The organism is Salinivibrio kushneri (assembly GCF_027286325.1).
Lineage (GTDB): Bacteria > Pseudomonadota > Gammaproteobacteria > Enterobacterales > Vibrionaceae > Salinivibrio > Salinivibrio kushneri_A.
Map to the genome: position 1 here is coordinate 2,210,236 of NZ_CP114588.1, position 25,244 is coordinate 2,235,479.

Annotated in this window: 21 protein-coding genes; 7 read left to right on the plus strand and 14 right to left on the minus strand. The window is 51.1% G+C overall.

Annotated features, from left to right (window positions below; all coding sequences use genetic code 11):
* Positions 1–33: 33 nt before the first annotated feature.
* Positions 34–1,410, minus strand: a complete 1,377-nt coding sequence (gene radA, locus N8M53_RS10375; protein ID WP_269578721.1) for a DNA repair protein RadA — start codon at positions 1,408–1,410, stop codon at positions 34–36.
* Between the two features lie 123 nt (positions 1,411–1,533).
* Here radA and N8M53_RS10380 point away from each other — a divergent pair, with 123 nt between their 5' ends.
* The gene (locus tag N8M53_RS10380) at positions 1,534–3,891 is read left to right on the plus strand and encodes a PilZ domain-containing protein (RefSeq protein ID WP_269578722.1); all 2,358 of its coding nucleotides are present in this window, start codon (positions 1,534–1,536) and stop codon (positions 3,889–3,891) included.
* 59 nt (positions 3,892–3,950) lie between these two features.
* Here N8M53_RS10380 and serB read toward each other — a convergent pair whose 3' ends face one another.
* Positions 3,951–4,922, minus strand: coding sequence for a phosphoserine phosphatase (serB, locus tag N8M53_RS10385; protein WP_269578723.1), 972 nt, complete (start codon positions 4,920–4,922; stop codon positions 3,951–3,953).
* Between the two features lie 129 nt (positions 4,923–5,051).
* On the opposite strand from serB, the gene N8M53_RS10390 reads away from it, so the two are divergent.
* Positions 5,052–5,636, plus strand: a complete 585-nt coding sequence (locus tag N8M53_RS10390) for an AhpA/YtjB family protein (protein ID WP_269578724.1) — start codon at positions 5,052–5,054, stop codon at positions 5,634–5,636.
* Positions 5,637–5,732: 96 nt separating this feature from the next.
* On the opposite strand, the gene N8M53_RS10395 is transcribed toward N8M53_RS10390, so the two are convergent.
* The 8 genes from N8M53_RS10395 to prfC form a co-directional block, all read right to left on the minus strand.
* Complete coding sequence (locus tag N8M53_RS10395) at positions 5,733–6,953, minus strand: phosphopentomutase (RefSeq protein WP_269578725.1); 1,221 nt, start codon at positions 6,951–6,953, stop codon at positions 5,733–5,735.
* A gap of 11 nt (positions 6,954–6,964) precedes the next feature.
* A complete protein-coding gene (gene deoA / locus N8M53_RS10400; RefSeq protein ID WP_269578726.1) occupies positions 6,965–8,296 on the minus strand; it encodes a thymidine phosphorylase in 1,332 nt (443 codons plus the stop codon).
* A 65-nt stretch (positions 8,297–8,361) separates the two neighbouring features.
* Positions 8,362–9,138: a deoxyribose-phosphate aldolase gene (deoC, locus tag N8M53_RS10405; RefSeq protein ID WP_269578727.1), complete on the minus strand. Its 777-nt coding sequence runs from the start codon at positions 9,136–9,138 to the stop codon at positions 8,362–8,364.
* 368 nt (positions 9,139–9,506) lie between these two features.
* A complete protein-coding gene (locus N8M53_RS10410) occupies positions 9,507–9,677 on the minus strand; it encodes a XapX domain-containing protein (RefSeq protein ID WP_069362770.1) in 171 nt (56 codons plus the stop codon).
* Between the two features lie 160 nt (positions 9,678–9,837).
* A complete protein-coding gene (locus N8M53_RS10415) occupies positions 9,838–11,124 on the minus strand; it encodes a NupC/NupG family nucleoside CNT transporter (RefSeq protein ID WP_069362769.1) in 1,287 nt (428 codons plus the stop codon).
* A 209-nt stretch (positions 11,125–11,333) separates the two neighbouring features.
* Entirely contained in the window at positions 11,334–12,104 is a 771-nt protein-coding gene (locus tag N8M53_RS10420) for a TatD family hydrolase (protein ID WP_269578728.1), read from the minus strand.
* Entirely contained in the window at positions 12,097–12,243 is a 147-nt protein-coding gene (locus tag N8M53_RS10425) for a hypothetical protein (protein ID WP_158020658.1), read from the minus strand. Before N8M53_RS10425 ends, N8M53_RS10420 begins: the two co-directional genes overlap by 8 nt.
* Before the next feature lie 151 nt (positions 12,244–12,394).
* Positions 12,395–13,984, minus strand: a complete 1,590-nt coding sequence (prfC, locus tag N8M53_RS10430) for a peptide chain release factor 3 (protein WP_269578729.1) — start codon at positions 13,982–13,984, stop codon at positions 12,395–12,397.
* A gap of 415 nt (positions 13,985–14,399) precedes the next feature.
* Here prfC and pnp point away from each other — a divergent pair, with 415 nt between their 5' ends.
* Both pnp and nlpI read left to right on the plus strand, forming a co-directional pair.
* Positions 14,400–16,538: a polyribonucleotide nucleotidyltransferase gene (gene pnp, locus N8M53_RS10435; RefSeq protein ID WP_269578730.1), complete on the plus strand. Its 2,139-nt coding sequence runs from the start codon at positions 14,400–14,402 to the stop codon at positions 16,536–16,538.
* A 68-nt stretch (positions 16,539–16,606) separates the two neighbouring features.
* Positions 16,607–17,485, plus strand: a complete 879-nt coding sequence (nlpI, locus tag N8M53_RS10440; protein WP_269578731.1) for a lipoprotein NlpI — start codon at positions 16,607–16,609, stop codon at positions 17,483–17,485.
* An 85-nt stretch (positions 17,486–17,570) separates the two neighbouring features.
* Here nlpI and N8M53_RS10445 read toward each other — a convergent pair whose 3' ends face one another.
* Positions 17,571–19,679: a bifunctional diguanylate cyclase/phosphodiesterase gene (locus tag N8M53_RS10445; RefSeq protein ID WP_269578732.1), complete on the minus strand. Its 2,109-nt coding sequence runs from the start codon at positions 19,677–19,679 to the stop codon at positions 17,571–17,573.
* 334 nt (positions 19,680–20,013) lie between these two features.
* On the opposite strand from N8M53_RS10445, the gene N8M53_RS10450 reads away from it, so the two are divergent.
* The 3 genes from N8M53_RS10450 to rimI are packed head-to-tail and all read left to right on the plus strand — an operon-like array spanning position 20,014 to position 21,278.
* Complete coding sequence (locus N8M53_RS10450; RefSeq protein ID WP_269578733.1) at positions 20,014–20,418, plus strand: GNAT family N-acetyltransferase; 405 nt, start codon at positions 20,014–20,016, stop codon at positions 20,416–20,418.
* Positions 20,419–20,431: 13 nt separating this feature from the next.
* Positions 20,432–20,824, plus strand: coding sequence for a DNA polymerase III subunit psi (locus N8M53_RS10455; protein ID WP_269578734.1), 393 nt, complete (start codon positions 20,432–20,434; stop codon positions 20,822–20,824).
* A complete protein-coding gene (rimI, locus tag N8M53_RS10460) occupies positions 20,817–21,278 on the plus strand; it encodes a ribosomal protein S18-alanine N-acetyltransferase (protein WP_269578735.1) in 462 nt (153 codons plus the stop codon). Before N8M53_RS10455 ends, rimI begins: the two co-directional genes overlap by 8 nt.
* Here rimI and N8M53_RS10465 read toward each other — a convergent pair.
* From N8M53_RS10465 to N8M53_RS10475, 3 genes are read right to left on the minus strand one after another with little or no spacing between them, the layout of a single operon-like run.
* A complete protein-coding gene (locus N8M53_RS10465) occupies positions 21,275–23,209 on the minus strand; it encodes an EAL domain-containing protein (protein ID WP_269578736.1) in 1,935 nt (644 codons plus the stop codon). The two genes, rimI and N8M53_RS10465, sit on opposite strands and share 4 nt — an antisense overlap.
* A gap of 37 nt (positions 23,210–23,246) precedes the next feature.
* Positions 23,247–23,849: an OmpA family protein gene (locus tag N8M53_RS10470; protein ID WP_269578737.1), complete on the minus strand. Its 603-nt coding sequence runs from the start codon at positions 23,847–23,849 to the stop codon at positions 23,247–23,249.
* Positions 23,846–25,237, minus strand: a complete 1,392-nt coding sequence (locus tag N8M53_RS10475; protein WP_269578738.1) for a TolC family outer membrane protein — start codon at positions 25,235–25,237, stop codon at positions 23,846–23,848. The genes N8M53_RS10470 and N8M53_RS10475 overlap by 4 nt, the downstream gene beginning before the upstream one ends.
* Positions 25,238–25,244 lie beyond the last annotated feature (7 nt).

Sequence of the window (25,244 nt, forward strand, 5' to 3'; positions counted from 1 at the left end):
TGGGGCTCATGTGCTTCGCCCCAACACTATCGGCTATAAATCTTCTAGTACATCGAGGGCGTCAGACAGCTTACTGACGCCGTAGACCGTCATGCCGTCAATCGATTGTTTCGGTAAGTTAGCCTTGGGGACCACGGCTTTTTTGAAGCCATGCTTCGCCGCTTCCATCAAGCGTTCTTGCCCACTTGGAACAGGGCGAATTTCTCCCGCCAAGCCGACTTCGCCAAAGACCACCAGCTCTCTTGGCAGCGGGCGATCCCTAAAGCTCGAAATCAGCGCTAACAGCAGGGCAAGATCGGCACTGGTTTCTGTAACTTTGACCCCACCAACCACATTAACAAACACATCTTGGTCAGACATTTGCAGCCCACCGTGTTTGTGTAAAACGGCCAGAAGTAAAGCAAGACGGTTTTGCTCTAACCCCACCGCCACCCGGCGTGGATTGGCCAGTTGTGAATAGTCGACTAAGGCTTGTAACTCTACCAGCAAAGGTCGGGTGCCTTCCCATACCACCATTACCGAGCTACCGGAGGTTTGCTCCTCACCACGTGAAAGGAAAATGGCGGACGGGTTACTGACCTCTTTTAACCCCTGCCCAGTCATCGCAAACACGCCAAGTTCGTTGACCGCACCAAAGCGGTTTTTATGGCTGCGTAGTGTGCGAAAACGGCTATCGCTAGAGCCATCGAGCAAAATAGAACAATCAATGCAGTGCTCCAACACCTTGGGGCCGGCCAGCGTGCCATCTTTCGTCACATGCCCCACCATGAAAATCGCCACATTGTGTTGCTTGGCATAACGGGTCAAGGCCGCGGCAGACTCCCGCACTTGTGACACGCTCCCCGGCGCAGATTGCACATCCGCGACATGCATCACTTGTATCGAGTCGATGACCATGATTTTCGGTTGCTCTTTTTTAGCCACCTGGCAGATGGTTTCCACGCCCGTTTCTGACAACAGCTTCAAGCGATCTTTGGCAAGCCCCAGCCGATCAGCGCGCATCGCCACCTGCTGTAATGACTCTTCCCCTGTGATGTACAAGGTCGGCAGATGGTGTGCGAGCCCCACCATGGTTTGCAAGAGCAAGGTGCTTTTCCCTGCGCCCGGGTTGCCCCCAATCAAGATCGCGGCACCAGGAACGATCCCCCCGCCAAGCACACGATCCAGCTCTTTAAAACCACTACTTAGGCGTGGCACCTCTTGTAAATCGATATCCTGTAGGGTTTGTACTTGTCCTTCTGCGCTGCCTGCATACCCAGCATACTTTTCATTGCGCACGACCTGGGGCGATGCTGCCAGTCTCACTTCTGTAATGGTGTTCCACGCGCCACAGGCTGAGCACTGCCCTTGCCAACGGGGAAAATCCGCGCCACAGTCGTTACATACGTAGGCTCGTTTTGTTTTTGCCATTCGCTCTCCAAGACGTATGATGTCAGCTAATTCACAAAATGATTGCTATCTTATTAATTATTCCGACACTTTTTCGAACCGGTGCCGTTATTATATAAGGACAACACTTTACCAGACTTTGCCATGAAGCAGGATGATTACCAGGGACTGATTGAGCAACTGCTTCCTATGTCCCAAACCCCCAAATTTGAGGTGCTGCTCGATAAGCTCACCGCCAACGAGCCAAGCTCTGCCAAACTTCTGATCAAAATGGAGATCAGACGTTTGATGACGCCATGCAACCGTACCATCGATCTCCGTGGCAAAGTCGATGGTGAATGTCATCAATACGAGCTAAACGGCAAAAAGCATTGGTTGGATGATGTGGCGATTAACCACTATTACGAGCGCTTGCCTTTATACAATGGGCAAATGACGCAAGGGTTGTGGGAAGATTTGCACAATACCCCTAATAACTTTCGCGTCAAACACGAACAAGAAAAACACACTCAGCAACAAGGAAAAGGCCCAGTCAGTGATACGGCCCAAGAGGCATTGTTACCCGAGAAGCTCACCTTTGGCCGTTATTTAGCGCGTAGTGAAAGCCGCATCCATTTTGCTACCCAAGTATTAATAACACTGAATACCGGCTATGAGGTACATGGGGTCACCAGTGACTTGTCTAACTCAGGCTGCCGAGTGCGTGTCCCTGCAGCATTCGATTACCCGCCTAGCTCTGAAGTATTAGTTCGGTTCACAGCATTAGCGCAAAAGTATCAAGACCCCGATCTTGAGCAAGGGCTGAGTTACCGTATTATTGGCGTCGATCAAAACAAAGACTCCACCAGCAGCACCTGGTTACGCTTACGGCTTGACACCAGCAGTGATGCGATTAAGCAGGCGCTAGACACAGAAATGGCCTCGCCCGACTTTCGTGGCAAGCAAGATGGTGAAGACAAGTTACTCACTCTCAAGCTGCAAAGCTATGAGCAATCTTTCTTGCACCATACCAGCGTCCTGCCGCTTTACTTTGCACAAGACAAGTTAGAGTACGTATTACAAACGCGGCAAAACCGGGAGCTTTGGGATTACTGGCACGACAGCCGCAATCAACCTGTCATTAATCATATTTTCGATGCACAGCGCTTGTCACTGCTTCAAGTAGAAGGAGCGTCAACCAGCCAGCTATTGTTATATTGCTTTTCTGTAGAGAAAGACAAGCAGCGTTTTTTCTATTCCGCCTCGCCCAATGAAATGAGCGAAGAAGAGCGCCACCTGTTCTGGCAACTAGGTGCCAAGCGCCATTCATGGCGGGTGTTTAAGGTGACCATGTCAGCCATTAACGCGGGTGACATTGAACGGCTACAAGACGTGTCGCCTGATTGGCTGAATACGCTCAAAACCCTGACTCATGTCGCGTTGGTGCAAGATGTGACCCACGCCGAAAGCAAGAAGAGTTATTTAACCCACCCCAAACCGTCGTTATCCAGCCAAGCCTTGCGACGCTTTTTACACCAACGTAATCCGGTTTGTGGGGCACAGTTAATCTCATCCGACAGGCAGCCCCAACGCCGTGAACCACGTTATGCCTACCGCTCTGAGGTATCACTGGTACATCCAGAGCAAGGGGCCCTGAAGGGAAAACTGGTCGATTTCTCCTCGGGTGGATTGAACCTGAAACTGGCACAGCCTTTTCAAGGGGCGAAAGATGACTTGGTGTCTGTTTCACTCGATGCATTAGTCAGTATTGACCCTCGTGCGCCTCTCGTCGATATGCCGTATCAGGTGATTCGAGTGAGCCCCAAACGAGACAATATTCAACTCAAGCTCACCACTGAAGCGCCCAACACCCGTCGTCGCCAGTACCTTCGCCGCTTGATTGAACATAACCTCGACAAACTGACAGTGCTTGATGAACGTTTGCCCGATCCGCCCTTAGTTTGGGCCATGCACCAATTACTGCTCACGCGCTTAACCGTACAGCCCTACTTTATTCGGCGTGACAACGGTGTACTCTCGGTGCCTGCGGTGGGTATCAACCTACCACCCAGCCGCTTGCACCGCTTTCTCGAACGCGCTGGTGGGGGCCGTCAGCTATCATTCTATCCTGTCTTCGGGGACAAGATTCTCACCCGCACCCATGAAGTTACCCGCCCTTCCCAGCCTCTGAAAGAGCTGGTGCGCGAGTACTTCGTCTGGGTAGACATGCAAGAAGACAAGGTACGTGCCGTGCACACTTTTGCCGATAGTGAGTTTGAATCTGACGATGCGCGGCGAAAATTTATTCAGCTGGCGCAAAAAGGTGGGGCGTTTGCCGTGCTACGCAACCGGATGACACCACTGGCCCATGCCGAGCAAGATATCGATGCCAACCAATTATCAACCTTACTTAAACGCGACACCCATAAAGCGCGCCAACTGGAAGATGAATTTGTCGCACTGTGTGCCTACGGTGAGCTGGTTGATGTCACCGACGAAGTGCTGATGCGTTTAGGGCGCTAAGAGGGGCCAAGCCATGGTAGCTTGTCACATAGCCCCTCAGCATTGTAGGCAGCCCTCCTTTAGCGCGGCTGCCAGCTAATCCGATCGCGAATACTGGCAGAGAGTACACACAGCACACCGCCCAACCACGCGTGTTTGACTGCCGCCTGCGCCTTCTCATTCACCTTGGGTTTCGCATGATATGCAATGCCGAGACCCGCTGCCTCCATCATTAGCAAATCATTCGCGCCATCCCCGACGGCTAAAGTGTTTTCTGGCGCAATGTCGTATTTTTGCGCCAGCATGGTTAGCACATCCGCTTTTCGTTGCGCGTCCACAACAGCTCCTTCCACCTCGCCGGTGAGCTGGCCATTGTTGAGCCCAAGCTGGTTCGACTCCGCATAGTCCAAGTCTAATTGCTGTTGGAGATGATCCGAGAAATAGGTAAAACCGCCCGAAGCAATCGCTACATACCAGCCGTGGGCTTTTAAGCTGGCCACGAGGTGCGCCATTTCTGGCATCAACGGCAACTGGGCTTTCACCGCCTCAAGTATCGACCCATCCGCCCCTTTCAAGGCCGCTACGCGCTGGCGCAAACTCGCTTCAAAATCAAGCTCGCCCAACATGGCGCGCTCGGTGACCGCAGACACCGCGTCTCCAACCCCAGCGCGTGCCGCAATCTCATCAATACACTCTATCTCTATCGCGGTGGAATCCATGTCAAACACCGCCAATCCAGGCCTGCTTAAATCAGGAAGGGCCTGTAAGTCAGCGCAGTCAAGCTCGAGCGCCTCAATCACGGTGCGATGTTCAGCCGTCAGTTCACCGCGGATCAATAACACCTCATACGGCCCGACACGCCAACCATCGGCAACCTCAACGTCATCACCGGTAAAAAAGCGGATATCGTCGAGCTGACGCGGATCGATGACCTCACCAAACACAATCCATCCCCCTTGCCGACGGCGAGAGAACGCAGACGTCGTCATTGTCGGGAAGCGGCGGTAAAGTTGCGGTGAACGGTGAATTGCCAAGGGGGTGGCCTTATCCATGGTCAATATTTTCCTTTCGGTTTCCAAGCAAGCTTGGTCAATGAATCAATCACAATGAGGCTGTGATACCATAAAAACCGTAGTAAGCTCCAGTGCTAATTGACTCTGTTTATCTGGCTTGAGGAAGGTATGTTTTCAATTTCGCGCAAAACGCTACGGCGGATGACTTGGTGGGGAATGCTGCTCACCACTATCAGTGCTATTGCCGCCTTAATGCTTTACAGCACCACACTCAGCCAGCGCCAGTACCAAGCGCTGTATCAGCAAACCGATCAATTAGCCCAGCTAATGACCCGCCAGGTTGGTGTGCAAGCCTATGATGCCTTGGTTGATAAGAATTATCAGCCTTTACAAACCATGGCCAATGAACTGGCAACCGAGCCACTGATCCGTGATGCCAGTTTCTACCAGCTCAACGGCAGTCCTGTAGTACGCTCGACGAATGCCTTGCCACTGGAAACCGCCGTTGGATTAACCACCCCTCTAGGACTCGAAAGCCAAGGACGACAGCAGCTAATGACGCCGATAAGCCGTGATGGCGACATCGTCGGGTTTCTTCGCCTCACGGTAGAGCACCATTCGGTTATCAATGAAGCCAAACAGCAGCTGCAATCGAACATAACCGAGTTTCGTCTCCTCATCGGCCTTGCACTATTACTGGGGGCGCTATTGATGACAATGCTCACTCGTCGTTCTGCACGTTTATCTTGGTAAAACGGCAAAGACACAGCGACCAGAGCGAGAAACCGAGATAAAAAAAGAGATGGCCATTCGCCATCTCTTTTTATCTGGGAGGGTGTAGTCAACGTGTTACAGGAACGACTTCCCGTAATCCATTGGTGACAAATCAAAGTATTCCGCTAATGACTGGCCAATATCCGCGAACGTTTCGCGACGACCGAGTGAACCCGCTGGCACTTTTTTGCCATAGACCAGTGCAGGGATATGCTCACGGGTGTGATCGGTGCCAGGCCAGGTTGGATCGCAACCATGGTCAGCTGTTAGCAACAACACATCGTCTTCTTCTAGCATTTCCATGATTTCGGGTAAGCGACGATCAAAGTATTCCAACGCCGCCGCATAGCCAGCTACATTACGACGGTGGCCGTACGCCGAGTCAAAGTCAACAAAGTTAGTGAAGACCAAGCTGTTGTTGCCCGCTTCTTTGATCGCGTCTTTGGTTGCATCAAACAAGGCTTCTAGGCCTGTCGCCTTGATTTTCTTGGTGATACCACAGTGCGCGTAAATGTCTGCAATCTTACCAATCGAGATCACATCACCGCCTTTTTCTTCCACCAGCTTTTGTAGCACGGTAGGAGAAGGAGGCTCGACAGACAAGTCACGGCGGTTACCGGTACGCTCAAACTGGCCTTTCGCTGGCCCAATGAAAGGACGGGCGATCACGCGACCAATGTTATAGTCTTCCAGCTCTTCGCGCACGATCTGACACAGCTCATACAGGTTATCTAGCCCGTAAGTTTCCTCATGGCACGCGATTTGGAACACTGAGTCCGCTGAAGTGTAAAAAATCGGCTTCCCAGTTTTCATATGCTCTTCGCCCAAGTCGTCTAGCACTTGGGTGCCCGACGCATGGCAGTTACCGAGATAGCCAGGTACGCCCGCTCGCTCAACAATGCGATCTAGCAGCGCTTTCGGGAAGCTGTTGGTTAAGTCTGAGAAGTAGCCCCACTCAAATAAGACAGGCACACCAGCAATTTCCCAGTGACCAGACGGTGTGTCTTTACCCGAAGACAGCTCTTTAGCGTGGGCGTAAGCACCGATAATCTCTGCATGTGAGTCTAAGCCTTCTGGGAAGTAACCTGACGACTCTTCACACGCTTTACCCAAGCCCAATTTGGTCATGTTAGGCAAAGATAATGGGCCTTGACGATCCGCATTATCCGCTTCGCCTTTCGCACACGCTTGTGCAATGTGGCCCAAGGTGTTTGCACCTTGGTCACCAAATTTGACGGCATCTTCAGTGGCGCCAATACCAAATGAGTCTAAAACTAATACAATTGCGCGTTTCATGATCGCCTCCATTAGACGTCTTGTAAGCTGATGCGACGATATACGTCTGGCGTTGCACTCGGCGCCTCATCAGCGACTTTCACTGCGGCTCGCACCGCATTCGCCGCTTGTTGCCATTGCTCTTCAGTCTGAGCGTGGAGCATGGCGAGCGGGGTGTGCTCATCCACTTGTTGCCCCAGACGAATCATTTCGTTCAACCCAACGGCATAATCAATTTTATCGCTGGCAACCCGACGGCCGCCACCTATTTCTATAATAGCCATGCCCAATGCCCGTGTATCCATGGCATTGGCAATACCTGATTGCTCGGCATAGACAGGCTTAATCACTGACGCAGTGGCGAGGTATTGCTCCGGCGACTCAACAAAGTCAGCCGGCCCGCCAAGCCCTGCAATCATTTTGGCAAAACACTCGGCAGCGCGACCGCTGTCCAGTGCCTGATCCAATTTTTGTTTTGCTTGATTCACATCGGCCGCCAGTCCACTGACCACCAACATGTCAGCGCACAGCGCCATGGTCACATTGTACAAACGTGGATTACGGTAACGACCGGTCAAAAAGTCGACGGCTTCTTTGACTTCTAAGGCATTGCCGGCAGACGATGCTAACACTTGGTTCATGTCCGTTAGCAAGGCACTGGTTTTGGTTCCGGCACCGTTGGCCACACCGACAATCGATTTGGCCAACGCCTCTGAATCTTCATACGTCGGCATGAACGCCCCCGATCCAACCTTGACGTCCATGACCAAAGCATCTAGACCTGCAGCCAGTTTTTTCGACAGAATCGACGCAGTAATCAAAGAGATGTTATCCACCGTGGCAGTGACATCGCGGGTGGCATACACACGTTTATCCGCAGGCGCTAACGAGCCGGTTTGCCCAATGATTGCTACACCGGCATCGCGGGTCACATCCCCAAACACTTGGTTGCTTGGCATGATGTTATAGCCAGGAATAGACTCCAGTTTGTCCAGCGTGCCCCCGGTGTGGCCCAAGCCGCGACCTGAGATCATCGGCACATAGCCACCACAGGCTGCAACCATGGGACCTAACATCAACGACGTCACATCGCCGACCCCACCGGTTGAATGTTTATCGACCACAGGGCCATCAAACTGCATGTGTGACCAATCTAAGGTCATGCCAGAATCGCGCATCGCACACGTCAATGCCACACGCTCATCCATGGTCATGTCATTAAAGTAAATCGCCATCGCAAACGCAGCAATTTGCCCTTCAGAGACCGACTCATCGGCGACACCTTGAATAAACGCGTAAATTTCTTCTTTGCTCAACGCGATGTTGTCGCGTTTCTTACGAATAATCTCTTGAGGTAAGATCATGCATCCTCCTTACCGTCCAGTGGGCAAGGCTCGGCTTGCCCGTGGTGCCGAGTGACAATCAACGGTTAATAACCGCCTTCTGCTGCTTTTTCACCTTCGCCTAAGGTGTGCAACAGGTTTGCCAACAGGCTCGATGCACCAAAGCGGTAGTGGCGGCTGTCAGCCCATTGCTCGCCGAGAATGCGATCTGCCATCGCGAGGTATTGTTGCGCGTCTTCCGCCGTGCGTACGCCACCAGCAGGTTTAAAGCCAACAGTCTCAGCCACGCCTTTATCGTTAATCACGTTGAGCATGATCTCCGCTGCTTCTGGGGTGGCATTGACCGCCACTTTCCCCGTAGAGGTTTTGATAAAGTCTGCGCCTGCATCAATGGCCATCTCAGAGGCGCGTTTGATCAGTGTCTCGCTTTTCAGTTCACCGGTTTCAATGATCACTTTAAGCAATACATCGCTGCCACACGCGGCTTTACATTGTTTGACCAGCTCAGCACCTACTTGTTCGTCACCTGCAATCAGCGCGCGATATGGGAAAACCACATCAACCTCATCGGCACCGTAAGCGACGGCTGCTTTCGTTTCTGCCACCGCAATATCAATATCATCATTACCGTGAGGGAAGTTGGTCACGGTCGCGATACGCACCTCTGGGGTGCCTTGCTCGCGCAATGTTTTCTTGGCGATAGGGATAAAGCGCGGATAGATGCAAACGGCTGCGGTGTTGCCAACGGCGGTTTTCGCGTTCTGACACAGGCTGATCACCTTTTCATCGGTATCATCATCGTTCAGTGTGGTCAGATCCATCAGTTTTAGTGCGCGTAGGGCCGCGGTTTGTAATTCGTTCATTGGATATCTCCAGTCCTCATTCTTTTGCCAAACAGGTAGTAGGGTTGGCCACTGTATTAACAACCAGCTTTGTTCGCCGGTCATTGCTCAGCGGACTTGGCTCCATGAAGTTTGAGGCTGGACATCGCGCCGCCTTCAACCAACCATCCTTGTTGCCGCGTGCAAATACCTGGGTATTTGCGGGTTCGCCGTTGGACGTTTCCGATTGGGGCTAGCCACACCTTGTTGCTAACCATGAGAGGAAAATAAGGATTGTGGCGCCAGCAAACTTTGACGGCGTTCACTTATTTTACCAACGCCGTTTCAGCAAAACTAGATTTTACCGTTTATGTTGAAAAATACACTGTTGCGCGGTAGAACCAATCTTTCTAACTGAAAAAACGCGCCACAATCCACTGATAGCCGACGCCACCTAAATACACTCCGACAATACCCATCACACCGGATAAAACCGGTGGTGCGGGGATGGGGAGTTTTATCGCGCTAAACAATACGCCCACTAAAAAGCCGGCCACGAGGGCGAGAAGAATTTCCTGCATGGTTTTACCTTATGTTGTAACAAGCCTCTATTGATGAGTATACACCCCTCAGCAAGGACGGGGGGTGAAGCACATTCACTACGTAAGCCCAATAAAAAACGCCACACAGGCAGCCTGTGTGGCGTTTTGCTTAACACTGTGTGCTACCGCAATAAGACGATTAGCCCGCCAGGGTTAAGGTCACAAATAGACCCGCAATGGTCGCCGCCATCAAGTTAGACAAGGTACCGGCGATCACCGCTTTCACACCGAAGCGCGCAATTTCTGGGCGACGGTTTGGCGCGAGGCCACCCAAGCCACCCAGCAAGATAGCCACAGATGACAAGTTAGCGAAACCACACAGAGCAAACGAGATAATCGCTTTGGTTTTCTCTGTCATTTCCATGCCGGTTGCTGCAACAACTTGCGCACCGTCACCAAGGTATTGAGTGAAGTTCAGGTAAGCCACAAATTCGTTGACCACGATCTTCTGACCGATGAAAGAGCCTGCGACCACCGCTTCTTCCCATGGTACACCGATAAGGAACGCAAACGGGGCGAACAGGTAACCCAAGATCAGCTCCAGCGTAATGTCTGGGTAACCGAACCAGCCACCGATACCACCTAACATGCCGTTGATCAGGGCAATCAAACCAATGAACGCAAGTAGCATAGCACCGACGTTAAGCGCCAGTTGCATACCTGATGATGCGCCGCCTGCAGCTGCGTCAATCACGTTCGCTGGTTTCTCTGCACCCTCAGCAGTCGCGTCAGCCATTTGCTCGACCGGCTCATCAGTTTCAGGTTTGATGATTTTCGCAAACAGTAGACCACCTGGTGCGGCCATGAATGATGCCGCAATCAAGTACTCTAGCGGTACACCCATAGAGGCATAACCCGCCAGTACGCCACCTGCGACTGAGGCCAAGCCACCACACATTACCGCGAACAGCTCTGATTGCGTCATGCGAGGCACGAACGGGCGAATCACCAAAGGCGCTTCAGTTTGTCCAACGAAGATGTTAGCGGTTGCTGACATAGACTCGGCACGTGATGTACCCAGTGCTTTTTGTAGGCCACCACCGAGCACGTTGATCACAACCTGCATAATACCCAGGTAGTAAAGCACGCTGATCAGTGATGAGAAAAAGACAATAACAGGGAGAACTTTCAGGGCGAAGACGAAACCGCCACCGCCGAACAGTTCAAACATTTTGTCAGAAACCAGTCCACCAAAGATGAAGCTGATCCCTTCGTCACCGTATGCGATGACGTTAGCAACGTATTGTGATGCGCCGTACAGAATGTCACGTCCGACATCGACATACAGTACGAAAGCACCGAAAAAGAGTTGGATAGCAAATGCGCCACCCACGGTACGGAGGTTAATGGCTTTGCGGTTATCGGAAAGAAGAACAGCTATCCCTAGCAGTACAACCATCCCGATCACGCTCATCAGCAGGCTCATAGTATTGGCATCCTCAAAGTAAAAAGTTGGCGTCTCGACAAAGTGGAATTTGGTTTCCGGGAGAGATTATACGCATCGCAGTCACATTAAAGTAATATTCCAATCACAGTTCGCTGTAAAACTATTTTGTAATGCATCAATAAGTATGACTTTGATCTAGTTTTGTGAGCTTATGCAACCGCAAACGTTTGTCTTTTGCCCGTTCCCGCTCAATCAAAGCCAAACAATCTTTCAGCGTTGTCTGATGTTTCAGCCACCAGATGATCTTTATCACAGCTTTTTAACTCTGCAACCACATCAGCGACCCTTGACACCTGAGAGGGGGTGTTCGGTTTTCCTTGAAATCCAGCTAAAGGCATGTCGGGGGCATCGGTTTCAAGCACTAAATTGGAGAGCGGTAACTGCGCGATGGCGCGACGGGTCTTTTGGGCTCTCGGATAGGTGACGGTGCCGCCAACCCCGAGCATCAAGCCCGCATCAATAAACTGTTTACCCTGCTGTTCACTACCACTGAACGCATGCAATACGCCTCGTACACCTGGGTAGGCTTTGACCATGCGTAATAATTGATTATGCGCTTTACGGCTATGCAGAATAATGGGGAGATCATAGTGGCGAGCGAGCCAAAGCTGCCCTTCCAATAGCGCGTGCTGGCGCTGCTGTGCGGTATCTTGGTTCGCGACAAAAAAGTCGAGCCCCGCTTCCCCGACGGCGATACAGCGCGCAGGACGCAAGGCCAATGCCCGCTCAAGTTTACCCAGGCTGTCGTCAGTGTGAGCATCGAGAAAACACGGGTGTAACCCCAATCCGGCATACACACCGTGTAGGCGTTCAGTCAACGACAGCACCGCCGACCAGTTATCCTCACTAACACTGGGGATCACCATCCGAGTCACACCGCTTTCGCGTGCCGCCCGCCAATATGACTCTGGCGCCTCACGAAACGGAGAAAAATCAAAATGGCAATGGGTATCAATCATGCTGAGACGTTGGTGTAGATGGTGTTTTTTCTGAACGCTTGATAGGCACACAGCTACGACGGTTATCCTCGCCAAGTCCCATTTGCTGACACCAAGCATCGTACCGTGCCACCCAACGTTTAATACGCGCGATCATCATTATTGGCATCCTTGTTTTGTAAACCTTGTGCCATTAAAAAAGCCGTCTGGTTACAGACGGCAGTATAGCATGGCGCGAACGAGGAGAGTGTCACCTCTATCCGGTACGAGTTTTTAATCACACTAGGCGATCCGGCCCTCACCCCTGCCGCTTAGTGTTCGCGGGTCGCTCTGAGCTCAATATCCGGGAAGCGCTCTTGCGTGAGGTTCAGATTAACCATGGTCGGCGCAATGTACGTCAAGTTATCACCACCATCCAAGGCTAAGTTCGCCTGGTTTTTACGCTGAAACTCGTCCAGCTTCTTCTCATCCTTACACTCCACCCAACGCGCAGTGGCCACATTAATCGGCTCATACAACGCATCCACGTTGTATTCGGCTTTCAAGCGTGCCACCACCATATCGAACTGGAGCACACCGACCGCACCGACAATTAAGTCGTTCGATTGTAGCGGACGGAACACCTGTACCGCACCTTCTTCAGACAGCTGAATCAAACCTTTAAGCAGCTGCTTTTGACGTAGTGGATCTTTGAGACGGATCCGGCGGAACAGCTCTGGGGCAAAGTTGGGGATCCCTGCGAATTTCAGATCTTCCCCTTGGGTAAAGGTATCGCCAATTTGAATGGTGCCATGATTGTGTAGGCCAATAATGTCACCCGCAAACGCATCTTCAGCCCGTGACCGATCCCCTGCCATAAAGGTCACCGCATCGGAAATATTGATTTGTTTACCTAAACGTACATGGCGCAGCTTCATGCCTTGCTGGTATTTACCAGAGACAATACGCATAAAGGCGATCCGATCACGGTGACGTGGATCCATATTGGCTTGGATTTTAAATACAAACCCTGAGAATTTCTCCTCGTCGGCACTGACCTCGCGGTCATGGGTTGGGCGCGCCATGGGCTTTGGTGCCCACTCAGTCAAGCCATCCAGCATATGATCCACGCCGAAGTTACCCAATGCGGTCCCGAAGAAAACGGGCGTGAGTTCACCGCTTAAAAACAGCTCATGGTCAAACTCATGTGACGCCCCCATCACCAGCTCCAACTCATCGCGCAAATCTTGCGCAATGTCGGCACCAATCGCCTCATCGAGCTCAGGGTTGTCCAAGCCTTTGATGATACGCGCATCTTGGATGGTATGGCCTTGCCCTGATTGATAGAGGATGCTTTCGTCCCGATGAATGTGATAGACACCTTGGAAACCTTTCCCGCAACCAATCGGCCACGATACCGGTGCACAGGCGATGTTGAGTTCACTCTCTACTTCATCGAGCAGCTCCATCGGATCGCGAATATCACGGTCAAGTTTGTTCATAAAGGTGATAATCGGGGTATCGCGTAAGCGCGTGACTTCCATCAGCTTGCGAGTACGATCTTCGACACCTTTCGCCGCATCAATCACCATTAAACACGAATCGACGGCAGTCAGTGTCCGGTATGTATCCTCTGAGAAATCCTCGTGCCCTGGCGTATCAAGCAGGTTCACCAAGCAGTCATTGTAAGGAAATTGCATCACAGAAGTGGTCACAGAGATACCACGCTCTTTTTCCATATCCATCCAATCAGACTTGGCATGTTGGTTAGAGCCACGCCCTTTCACGGTTCCTGCCGTTTGAATGGCACGTCCGAATAACAGCACCTTTTCCGTGATGGTGGTTTTACCCGCATCTGGGTGCGAGATAATCGCAAAGGTGCGGCGTTTATCAACTTCCTGTTGCAGCAGTGTATTTGACATAAAGGTTATCTTCTTATTGACTTCAGGCGGCAATCAGGCGCCAGCTGAGAGGGTCATTCACAAAAGTGGCGTATTTTCGCTGATCTTGTAGTCAGCTTCAATTCACAAATCTGACTTGGCACTGTTATCTGTATCCGTTAGGGTCAATTTTGCTTGCCAAGCACATCACAAATGTTGCCAATCGACTGCCTCGTGGTGTCGTTATCGGCCAAGCACGTGTATAATTAGCGCCACTTTCAGCTGTAACACAGTCAACAACGTCGACCATAAGGTCGCGACTATTGACAGCATACTGCCCACGAAGGCCAAACACCCGCGCAGCGTGGTGTCATTAGTCGCGATGGTGAGCAGCTGAAAGCCGACACTTAGTGAGATAAACCAACGGGTTTATCCCTTAGCAACAAGGAAATAATCTGTGAATCCAATCGTAAAAACATTCCAATACGGCAATCATACAGTCACATTGGAAACTGGCGTGATGGCACGTCAAGCCAATGGTGCTGTCATGGTCAGCATGGACGATACCTCGGTATTCGTTTCTGTGGTCGGTAAAAAAGAAGCGGCTGAAGGCCAAAGCTTCTTCCCATTGACCGTCAACTACCAAGAGCGTACCTACGCCGCGGGTAAAATCCCAGGTGGTTTTTTCAAGCGCGAAGGCCGCCCTTCTGAGTCAGAAACCCTGACCGCACGTCTGATTGACCGCCCTATCCGCCCGCTATTCCCGGACTCGTTCAAAAACGAAGTGCAGGTTATCGCAACCGTGGTATCTGTTAACCCAGCGGTTAGCCCTGATATCGTTGCCATGCTAGGTACCTCGGCCGCACTGGCCATCTCAGGGATCCCATTCAACGGCCCTATCGGCTCAGCACGTGTCGGCTACATCAATGATGAACTCGTGCTTAACCCAAGCCCTGCTGAGCTAGACGACAGCAAGCTTGACCTTGTGGTCGCGGGTACTGAAGGCGCCGTGCTGATGGTTGAATCAGAAGCGGATCGCCTAAGCGAAGAGCAAATGCTGCAAGCGGTGATGTTTGGTCATGAGCAACAGCAAACCGCGATCAACGCAATCAAAGAATTTGCCGCCGAAGTGGGAACGCCTACTTGGGATTGGCAAGCGCCGGAAGTTAACGCTGCGCTACAAACCCGTGTGGCTGAAATGGCACAAGGCCCACTGGCTCAGGCATACCAAATCACTGAAAAAATGGCCCGTTACGAGCAAATTGGTCAGGTGAAGCAGGAAGTGGTGTCTGCACTACTCGGCGAAGACGAGACCTTGGATGAGCGTGAAATCCTAGGCATGCTTGGCGACCTAGAAAAGAAAGTCGTACGTAGCCGCATCATTGCGGGTGAACCACGTATTGATGGCCGTGAGAAAGACATGGTTCGTGCCCTCGACGTGCGTACTGGCGTATTACCACGTACTCACGGCAGCGCCTTGTTTACCCGTGGTGAAACACAGGCTTTGGTCACCGCCACACTCGGTACTCAGCGTGACGCGCAAACCATTGATTCTATCATGGGTGAGCGCCAAGAAGGCTTCATGCTGCACTACAACTTCCCTCCTTATTGCGTGGGTGAAACCGGTTTTGTTGGCTCACCAAAGCGCCGCGAAATCGGCCATGGTCGCCTAGCGAAGCGCGGTATTGCAGCGGTTCTACCAAGCCAAGATGAATTCCCATACACACTGCGTGTGGTCTCTGAGATCACTGAGTCAAACGGCTCGTCTTCAATGGCGTCAGTATGTGGTACCTCTCTAGCACTGATGGATGCCGGTGTACCGGTGAAAAAATCAGTGGCCGGTATCGCCATGGGTCTGGTGAAAGAAGACAACGATTTCGTTGTGCTTTCCGACATCTTGGGTGATGAAGATCACCTCGGTGATATGGACTTTAAAGTGGCCGGTACGGATGACGGTGTCACTGCTTTGCAGATGGACATCAAAATCGAAGGGATCACTAAAGAGATCATGCAAATTGCATTGAACCAAGCCAAAGGCGCACGTTTACACATCCTGGATGTGATGGACCAAGCCATTGGCTCGGCACGCGACGATATCTCTGAGTTCGCGCCTCGTATCCACACCATGAGCATCAACCCAGACAAGATCCGCGATGTCATTGGTAAAGGTGGCGCCGTGATCCGTCAGCTTACCGAAGAAACTGGCACCACCATTGAAATCGACGACAACGGTACCGTGAAAATTGCGGCCACCGACGGTGAAGCTGCCAAAGATGCCATTTCACGCATCGAAGCACTCACTGCAGAAGTCGAAGTGGGCCGTATCTATACCGGTAAGGTTCAGCGTATCGTTGACTTCGGTGCCTTCGTCTCAGTGATTGGCGGCAAAGATGGTCTGGTTCACATTTCTCAAATCGCTGATCAGCGCGTTGAGAAGGTGTCTGATTACCTCGAAATCGGCCAAGAAGTAGACGTGAAAGTGCTGGAAGTTGACCGTCAAGGTCGTATTCGTCTGAGCATGAAAGAAGCAGCGGCTGAAAAAGCTCCCGCTGCTGATGCTGCGCCAGCAGAAGAAGCACCAAGCACTGACGCTTAAAGTCATATCGTCATTCATGGTATAAAGGGGGCTGAGGCCCCCTTTTTTTTACACGGAGATGCGCCTTCATGACCTTTTTTATTCAGCCACGGGCAATATTTTTCAAGCCTATGGCGATACTGGCGCTGTTATTTTTAACAGGCTGTACCAGCCAGTGGACCTTTCCTCCTATGGCCGTCCCTTTACAGCCCACCCTGCAGCAGGAAGTGCACTTGGCACGTATTGATCAACTGCTTGCTCGCAATGATTTGAGTGACGACGCACGCGCTCAATTGCATTATGAGCGTGGACTGATGCACGACAGCCTGGGGATGCGCGATTTGGCAAGGCTGGATTTTAACCAATCTCTCTCGCTAAAGCCCGACCAACCTGATGTATTCAATATTCTTGGGGTCTATTTTACCCAAAATGGTCACTATGATGCTGCCTACGAGGCCTTTGACTCCACGTTAGAGCTGGATAACAGTCACAGCTATGCCGCGCGTAATCGTGGGATCGCCTTGTACTACGGCGGTCGCTATCGCCTAGCCCATCAAGACTTACTCCATCACTACCAAGAAGACCGCGACGATCCTTATCGTCTCATTTGGCTTTATTTGGTGGAGCGCGACTGGAAGGGGGAAACCAAGGCACAGCAAGCGCTGGCTACCCGAAAAGCAAATGCGGAGGCCGCGGGTTGGGGCTGGCAGCTTGTCGATATGTACCTCGGTGAGCTCAGCGAGCGTGAACTGCTTGAGCAACTTGCCTCGCAAGGTGAAGATAATGAACTGCTCGCAGAACGCTTATGCGAAGCTTACTTTTACCTTGCTAAACGCTATCAATTCCAAGGGGACAACGATCGCGCCGTGGCATTGTATAAGCTTGCCATGTCGGGCAACGTGTATGAGTTTGTCGAGCACCGCTATGCGTTACTTGAGCTCAACCGGATCGCCTACCGTCGACCATAGTCTTTCATTCGATAGCGCCTCAAAACAAAAATAGAGCAGGCTCGCTGCTCTATTTTTGATCATGGTTGATACCAATAGGCATCGGTCAACTTGTCTGCGCACTGGGCGCCAGTGCCTGTGGTGGTTGCCTGTTAGGCTTACTTTTCAGCAATAGCTTTTCAAATTCATGCTTGGGCATGGGCGAGTGAAAATAATAACCTTGAATGGTGTCACAGTGCAGGTTAGTGAGTACCGACGCCTGCTGACGGGTTTCAACTCCCTCTGCCACCACGGTCATTTCCATTGCCCGTCCGAGGTGAATGATGCTTTCCACCAGTGTCACCTGTTTACTCAAGGCGTCCATATCGTGAATAAACGCACGGTCAATTTTAAGCTCATCAAGCGGAAAACGGGCAAGGTATGACAAGGATGAGTAGCCGGTGCCAAAGTCATCAATCGAGAGCGCAAAGCCCAATGATTTAATCGCATTGAGCATATTCAGCGCATGCTCATCGTTTTTCATCACCGCGCTTTCCGTCAATTCAAAAGTAATATCCTCTGGTTTCGCTCCCGTGGCTTTAATCAGCTTTTCCATGTGCTCGGTCAGCTTGGGGCTGCTAAATTGCTCTGGCGATAAGTTAATCGCCACTCGCCCCGGCAGCATGCCTTGTTGACGCCAGCGACGCACGTTTTGAAAAACCTCGCGCATCACATGACGCCCGAGCGCTTCAATCAGGCCACAGCGCTCTGCAACCGGAATAAAACGTCCAGGACTGATATAACCTTCGATAGGATGTTTCCAACGCACCAAGGCTTCAGCACCGTTGATACGGTAATCACTGGCACTGACCTTAGGTTGATACCACACTTCCAGCCCATTATTTTGTAAAGCTTTTTGCAGCTCGATCTCCAACCAAAGCCGCATCCGTGCCTCTTTACTCATGCTGTCATGATAGGCGACCACACGGTTTCGGCCTTGCTCTTTGGCCTCATACATTGCGGTATCCGCATTTTGCAGCAGCTGACGCGCGTCTTTACCATCATCGGGATAACGCACCATCCCCACTGAACACGCCAAATACTTACTAAAATAGTGCAATTCGAAAGGCTGACTAATCGCCCCGACGACTTTCTCAGCCAGCTGATCAGGCGCGTCTTCCGTTGCTGGCTTAGGAAGCAATACCGCAAATTCGTCACCGCCTAAGTGGCCAATAATGGTATCCGCAGAGAGCAAGGCACGTAAGCGCTGAGCGATATCCTGAAGCACACGGTCACCAACATGGTGTCCGAGAGAGTCATTGATATTTTTAAAATTATCAACATCAAGGTACAGCATAGCCAATGGTGTTTGAGCCTTTATCAGCCTATCCAGCTCTCGACTAAACCCGTAGCGGTTATAAAGACCTGTTAATGCATCCGTATAAGCGGATTGTTGCTCACCGACTTTGCTGGCATCCTCTTTGTCGGTGGGTTTTAAGCGCTTAACCGACGAGTCAATCATTGTCGGTTGTAGGCGTAACATATGCGCTTTTTTGCCCAAAAGATGGATCGGTGATTGGCTTACCATCAGCGACGCATTGTTTTTTGCACTCACCACCGACACACCTTGCTCATGCGGTGCATGCAATAGGCTGTCAATGGTGGTCGCCTCCTTCTCTGGCGACACGAGATAGTCTGATAAGGGTTCACCGATCAACGCGTCGATACTACCGACGCCAAGTAACCCTGCCGCCGCAGGATTCGCTGATAATATACAACCATCTTCAACCACACAGCAGCCGTCATCGATAAGTTGACTAAGACGGTGGTATTTTTCCTCCACCTCTTCGAGCGCACTGGCTAATACTTGGCGTTCAGATGTATCCGCGGCATGAAAAATCACACAGGGCTTACCGCTTTCATCTGCGATATTTGCCAATGGTGCGACACTGAAGTGAAAGCTAGCACTATGGTAGCTGTCAGTAAGAAACACCTCTCCTTCCGCGCATTCACCACGTCTGGCTTTGTCATAATGCGGTTTGACCGACTGATAAAAAGCCTCGCCTAGGGTATCGATATCAGATAACCCCTTTAATGACGGCAAGGCCAAGCCAGACAGCTCGCGGTAGCGTTGGTTGGCGTAAAGGTAGCAATCATTGCTGTCGAGAATGGCAAAAAGAAACGGACTATTATCGGTTAAGCAGTAGAACCAATCATTTAACGACGATATTGGCATGAAAAGCTCACATCTGGGAATCACTCTCGACCATCTCATTGGCGAGACAAGCGTCTCACATATTAGACACTTTTAACTTTGTTGTCAGTAGCACTTTATGAGGCACGCGTCATGGGTTCAAGCTTTTCTCACTATATACCGCATATTTTACTGTAAAAATAGATAAAGGACTCAAAATCAGTAAACAAGGGAGACTGTGTCGCCATATTGCACAATTTGCTGACTATTTATGCATTTGGCTGCGTAAGCATCAAACACAAATGGCAGTCACCTCTTGCACGGGATCGGGAATCCGTTATTCTGGCTACACCATTTAATAACCACTACCTCTGTGATGATGATTCGTACAGAAGCGCCCGCCGACCTAGTTCGTCTAGACGGTTGGTGGCGAGAGACGCTAATGCGCCCCATGCAAGCCGACCAGCTCCAACAGCTGCGCGAAACGGGTCAGATCTCGCTCTCTCTCCTTGCGACCGATGATATGGGAGAGATATTGGGGCACATTGCCGTCACCGATGCTCAAACTGCCAATAACACCCAAGAAATTACGTTGTGGCACAGCCCAGATGCAGACTTGGTGATGCCGCTGTTAGACGAGGCTGAGTCTACCTTGTTTGAGCTGGGCTATAGCCTGTTAAAAATAGCGCCTAGTGACGCCGCCGAACAGGCGGAATTTGCTCCCTTAGATCCGGACGATACTTGGTGGTATAAACAACTCGCTGCCGCGACTTCAACGTGAGAGTCAGCAAACCATGTTAACAGATATCCAGCGTTTACAAGCCATGGATCTCGATGTGTGGCAGTTGCGACACCCAGAAATATACGGCCGTGAACAAGAGGTGATCCAATTGCCCGACCATTGCCAATTATTGCTGGTCTGCGATCACGTACTCAGTGATCAAGACGCGTGGCTATTTGGCAACATCCTAAAAAGCATGAAATTAGGTGCTGAACAGGCTCTTCAACTTCCCCACGCTGCGTTGCCAGCCCTTGGCGAACATCACCTTAACTGGTGTTGGTATATTGGTCCTGTCGAGGTGATTGTCGATGGAGTGAAAAGCTTGTACTCACAGCCCTTAGCGCAGATGCACGATAACCCGATGGCTAAGCGCGATCTTTGGCGTCAAATCTGTCAGTATGAGTGATTACCAGATTACCCCGCTTGATCATGACGATATTGAGAGGATCACCGCTATCGAACAGCGCGCCCACCACTTTCCATGGTCAGCGCCACAACTGGCGGTTTCGCCTCACCGGTTTGACTATCACTACGTGCTGCGCTTGCCCACTACGCCCTCAAGCATCATCGGTTATTTTTATGCGCGCTGTATCGCGGGAGAGGGCGAGCTGTTGAATATCACTATCGATCCTGATTATCAGGGGCAAGGATGGGGATGGATACTTTTAAACGGGATGATAACGACACTGCGTCATGCTGGGGCGGACAGTATTTGGTTAGAAGTAAGAGAGAGTAACCTGCCTGCCAAAGCACTTTATCACAAGCATGGTTTCCAAGTAGTTCACCGCCGGCAAGAGTATTACCGCTGTGCCGACGGTCACCGTGAAGATGCGTGGATAATGGAAAAGCGACTGACTTAGTCGCGATGCTCGTGCTCACTATCAAGGCGAATGGGGGGAAGAATATATCCCTGATATCCTTGGCAGCCCAACTGATGAAAATACTGATGCTGCTCTGACTGCTCGATTCCCGTAGCAATCACCTTAATTTCCCGAGAAGCGGCAATATTCACCAGCATGCGAATGAACACATCGTCAACATCACTCGAGGGCTGGCCAAAGCCAATATCGAGCTTCACGTAGTCTGGATCGACATTTTTAATATAATCAACGTTATCCATATCACGCCCAAAATGATCCACACCGACCTCAAAGCCTTGCTTACGAACGAGCTGAAACAGCGCTTGGCAAGCCTCTGGGTCTTGATGCACCGCGGCTTCAGCCACCTCAAACGTCAATTTATTGGCCAAGTAGGTTTTCAACAGATAGTTTTGTAGCCAATCATGGAAGGCTTGGCTTTTAACACTTTCTAACGTCAAGTTGACGGCTAACTTATCAGTAACTGAGTTAGCCTTTACGTATTCATCGACCCTGGTCAGCACATGCTTATCAAACTCTTCACCCAGCGCGTACATTGAAATACGATTCAACAATTGCCCCGCGGCCAACCAACTCTCATCTACCCAAAGGTGCGCATACACCTCTTGGTGCCAATTATGTTGATTATCGCGATGGCGAACCGGCTGGGCATAAAGCGCGAGTGGGTTTTTATTCAGCGCATCAAGCAATATCTGCCGCCATTGCTCTCGAGTACGACCGTCAGCTTGCTCGTCAGAAGGCCAGAAATATACATCATCTTGGCGCTTTGCCTGTTGTAAAGCATTATCCGCTTTGGCCATCAAGCTGGCCGTATCATCTGTACGGGTTTGCGCTAAACCAAGATGGAACCCTTGGTTAACGGGCAAAGCAATATGCTCCAGCTCTTGGTTTATCGCGCGTAACAGTTGCCTCAAGTAGCGACGCACTAAGCTCTCTTCATCAATCGTCAGCAGTATTGCGACCTCGTTATGACTTAGACGCGCCACTAATTGATGGCTTTGTGCGAGTTCCCCTTGTGTTAACGCTTCTCCCAACAAACGCCAGCACTGATCACGATATTGGTAACCATAACGTGCACGCAGTCGCGATAACCAAGAGACTTCGATCAGCACGAGCGTACAACCCACACCGTCTTTTATGTAACTTTGTAACTGATGCTGGAAGTAGCCTCGGTTGGGTAACTTTGAGACAGGGTCAACCATCAATTTATCGCGCAAGCGTACCAATTCTTCTTGCTGCGATTGCTGCACTTTGGCCACTTGCTGACCTGCAAGGTTAAACGCACTTTGTAAGGCCACCAAATCATTAACTCGCGTCTTGGCTCGCGCGGGGTGGAAATCACCATGACCTAATGCTTTCAACCGCTTTCGTAGCTCCCCCAGCGGTGCTGTCACGCTAAGGAACATGACCGACGCTCCCAAGCTTATCAGTACACTCACTGCCGTTAACCCGAGGACCAGCTGTAAAAGCCGACTCCACAGGGCCTCAATTTTTCGCTGAGGCGCGATGGCGATGGTCAATTGTGCCAACTGAGTCCAACCATTGGTCACCGAGACAGAGCGGGTACGGGTTTTGAGTCCCGTCAGTTGTGTAAACCACCCCGGTGCGTCCAGACCCGGTGAGTCTGACTCCCACACTTGACGATCTCCGGAGAGCATAGGCTTGACAACGATCCTCTCCACCTGAGGCATGGTAATAAAGTGAGAAACCAGTTTATTTAGCCTTTGCGTGTCGCCCTGTTCAAGCACCACAGGTAATGCCTCTGCGAGTGACTGGCTTAATAAACGTGAGTATTGTTGCTGCTCTCGGTCTATCTGTTGTACGCCAAAATGAAAGACCACTGCCGTGGTCACTAAAAGGATGACCACGGCAGCGGTTATTACAAACGAGAGCACACGTTGATGGAGCGTCATTCCACGCCTCTTTTCATGTCTAGGTTATCGCGCTGAACTATTGCTCTTCTGACGAGTATATAGTCCATCGTTTCTCCATTACCCCATGTTCGCCTGACACAGACGCTATCACACGGCGATTCTGTTCATTCGCTCGGTCACTCTCGTCATCAATCAGCGGTTGGGTTTCCCCAAATCCCTGCGCATCCACGCGGTTTCTATCAATATAAAACTCTTTCACTAGCACATTGGCAATGGCTTCCGCTCGACGTTGAGACAGCTGCATATTGTAAGACGCATTGCCCACTTTGCTTGCGTGACCCTCTATCGTCACAGTTGCTTGAGGATAGCGACGCATAAAGTCCGCAAGGCGGCGAATATCCGCGTACTGATCTTCGCGAACTCGGGCAGACGCAGTCTCAAACTGCACGTTGAGTTCAAACGACTCTTTCTCGATACGCTGACTTGGGCAACCCTCATTGTTCACCTTGGCTTGTTCAACGCTATCACCGCATTGATCGCGAGCGGTAATTACACCGTCTTTATCGCTATCCGTTAAATCACGACTTTGCGTCAGGGAATCTTCCATGGGTTGAACACTTTGAGGGGCACAACCGCCAAGCAATAGTCCAGTGATTAAAACGATACCTAGCTGTTTCATTGTTCACGCTCCTGGCCCGTCAAAGACTTTATATCCCAACTTGCAGGCATATCGACCCGTAGCGAGGCTAAAAGCTGCCCTGTTGCGTTCAATATACGATACTGCGCATAACGTTCATCCGCTTCTTTGCTCAGGTACTCGCGCCGTGTTTCAAACAGCTCATTTTGCGAGTCCAGCACATCCAACAAGGTGCGTGCATTCAGACGAAACTCTTCTCGGTAAGCATTGCGGGTATCCGTCGCCGCTTCAACATGTTGACGCATAAAATCGCGTTGCTCTTCTAGGTAGGTACGGGCATTCCAAGCCAGCTTTGCGCCCTCAATCACATCACGATGCGCCATTTCATTAATTTCACGCGCTTCAATGGTTTGGTAGGCCGTTTGTCGTTCACGCGCTCGATCAGCACCACCGTTGAACAAGTTGTAACGCATACGCACCATCGCCTGAATATTGTTGTTTTCCCCACCCACATCAGGGGGACCCGCACCATCTTCACCGCTGACATTATCGTTCCAATTGGCGTCAACTTCGATATTAAACTCTGGCAGGTAGGCAGCCCGAGAGCCGTCACGGGCAGCATTGGCAGCTGCAATATCCGCTTGCGCAGAGCGCAACCTTGGATGCTTTTCTAAGGCTCGGGCCATCAATGTATCCAGAGATGAAGGCAGCATCGCCTCATCAGGTCTTGGCAAATGAAGATCTTCCGGAGCCGCACCCACTATTTTGGTGAACGCACTGCGCGCGTCCGCTAAATTATTACGTGCAGACATCAAGTTAGCATTAGCACGGGCTAGTCGGCCTGTTACCTGAGATAAGTCACTGGCTTTGGCAAATCCACCTTCGTTGCTCTCTTTAATGGCATCGTAAATCTCTTGGTGGTTATCCAAGTTTTTCTCCGCCAGTGTCACCACCTCATCGGCCACAAGCACATCTAAGTATACTCTTGCTACTTCCAGCGCTTTGTCTTCGGCGGTGGCGACCAGTGCCCATTGTTCAGCAGTGGCTTCATTCTCGGTTCGAGAGACCTCATTTTGTGTGCGAAAACCATCAAACAGCACCTGACGCAACGACACTCCTAGCTCACGACGCGTCAAGTCAACCTCATCGTCGGTGGTCGTATCACGGCGTGTTGCCGGCGAGTCAGTTCGCTCCCAACCAATGCCTGCCGTCGCATCAAGTGTGGGATAATAGCCGGCTTCGGCCTGCTCGATAGCCTGTTCACTGGCTTTATATCTTGCAAACGCTTGGCGAATTTGCGGATGAGACTCTAAAGAGCTCGCCACCGCTTGCTCTAAAGTTTGCGACATCACGGCTGGCGAGCTTAAGCTCATTGCCAGGGTAAGCGTCGCGATACGCTTTTTATTGACCACATGCGAGAAATTCAGCACGTTGTTA